This is a genomic window from Cobetia sp. 10Alg 146 (assembly GCF_029846385.1).
GTDB lineage: Bacteria > Pseudomonadota > Gammaproteobacteria > Pseudomonadales > Halomonadaceae > Cobetia > Cobetia marina.
The window spans coordinates 1-1,124 of the sequence record NZ_JARWKT010000020.1 but is presented as its reverse complement, the minus strand read 5'-3'; the positions used below and the strand labels follow the sequence as shown (position 1 = coordinate 1,124).

At 63.1% G+C, this 1,124-nt stretch carries 1 protein-coding gene; it reads right to left on the bottom strand.

The window, feature by feature from the left end:
- Nucleotides 1-1,124, bottom strand: a 1,124-nt coding sequence (locus QD172_RS17275; protein ID WP_279856362.1) for an Ig-like domain-containing protein, incomplete at both ends; no start/stop codon positions are given.

Genomic DNA, 1,124 nt, shown 5'->3' with positions numbered 1-1,124 from the left:
GCCGGTCAGGGTGACGTTGCCGATTTCATCGGCATTCAGGAAGCCATCGCCACCATCGCCGAAGGCGATACTGTTCTCGCCTTCTGCCGGCGGGGTGGTATCGGTATTGGTATCGACCGTGACGGGGTTGGACGGACCACTGGTGTTGCCGGCCGGATCGGTCGCTGTGGCGGTCAGTTCGGTATCGTCTTCCAGCGCCGGATCGAAGTTGAATTCGAAGTTGCCGTCATCACCCACTTCGACGCTATCGATGACATTGCCGTCGCCATCGGTAATGTCGACGGTCGTGCCCGGCTCACCGGTGCCGGTGAGGGTCGTGCCATCGGTCTCTTCGAGAACTGGGGCTTCGGGGGCGGTGGTGTCTTTGACGCTGGCAGCGGTGAAGTCACTCGCGTTGTTGCTGTCGTCAGTGACAGTCAGGGTGGCGGTCAATTCGCCTTCGGCCAGACCGGAGAGGTCCTGGCCAGCGACAGTCAGGGTAGTGCCGTCGACCGTGATATCGGCGGTGTCGACGGTGATGGAGCCACCTGCGCTGTCGGTGATGACCAGCTGGACGTTGCTGCTGTCGAGACCGTCTTCGATGGTGCCGGTCAGGGTGACGTTGCCGATTTCATCGGCATTCAGGAAGCCATCGCCACCATCGCCGAAGGCGATACTGTTCTCGCCTTCTGCCGGCGGGGTGGTATCGGTATTGGTATCGACCGTGACGGAGTTGGACGGGCCACTGGCGTTGCCGGCCGGATCGGTCGCGGTGGCGGTCAGTTCGGTACCATCTTCCAGCGCCGGGTCGAGATCGACCGAGAAGGTGCCATCCTCTGCGACCTCGGTAGTGGCGACCGGGTTGCCATTGCTGTCGATGATGTCGACGGTTGTGCCCGGCTCACCGGTGCCGGCGAGGGTCGTGCCATCGGTCTCTTCGAGAACTGGGGCTTCGGGGGCGGTGGTGTCTTTGACACTGGCGGCGGTGAAGTCACTCGCGTTGTTGCTGTCGTCAGTAACAGTCAGGGTGGCGGTCAGTTCACCCTCGGCCAGACCGGAGAGGTCCTGGCCAGCGACCGTCAGGGTAGTCCCGTCGACCGTGATATCGGCGGTGTCGACGGTGATGGAGCCACCTGCGCTGTCGG